Consider the following 445-nt stretch of genomic DNA (forward strand, 5'->3'; position numbering starts at 1 on the left):
TATGAACCCGATTCCACCGTCCGGCGAAAAATCAAGGGCATCGCTGCTTCGGCTACGGTCACGGAGCCGTGGCGTCAGATGCGAAACCTTTACCAACGTGAGACTGTACAGTTTCCACATCCAGGCCCGAGCCTCTACGATTCATTCTACGCAACCCCCCTCCAACCAGACGCGACTTTGGATGACACCGAGCGAAGGGCCGTACCAGTTGAAAATTTAGAGTTACGTAGCCATTGGGCGCGCGTCTATGCTTCAGTTCTGACCAACGGCCATCGTCATACCGTGGCGATGGCCTCGGTTCTTGGACACTATCATGTGATGCTCACCGGTCTTTACGAGCATCTGCGCAGTGAGGATCCGATCAAACAGGAGAAAGCCCGCAATGAGCTCATTCAGTGGGTATCATCAGGTCCCCTGCAAGCTCAGTTCGTTCGGCTCCTCGCGG

At 55.3% G+C, this 445-nt stretch carries 1 protein-coding gene; it reads left to right on the forward strand.

Features of this window, described 5'->3' with window-relative positions; translation table 11 throughout:
* Positions 1–177: 177 nt before the first annotated feature.
* Positions 178–445 (forward strand): hypothetical protein (locus SB764_RS38355; RefSeq protein WP_410866512.1); only part of this gene is annotated, 268 nt, incomplete at its 3' end.

Source organism: Paraburkholderia sp. SIMBA_027, assembly GCF_046535315.1.
Taxonomy (GTDB): domain Bacteria; phylum Pseudomonadota; class Gammaproteobacteria; order Burkholderiales; family Burkholderiaceae; genus Paraburkholderia; species Paraburkholderia tropica.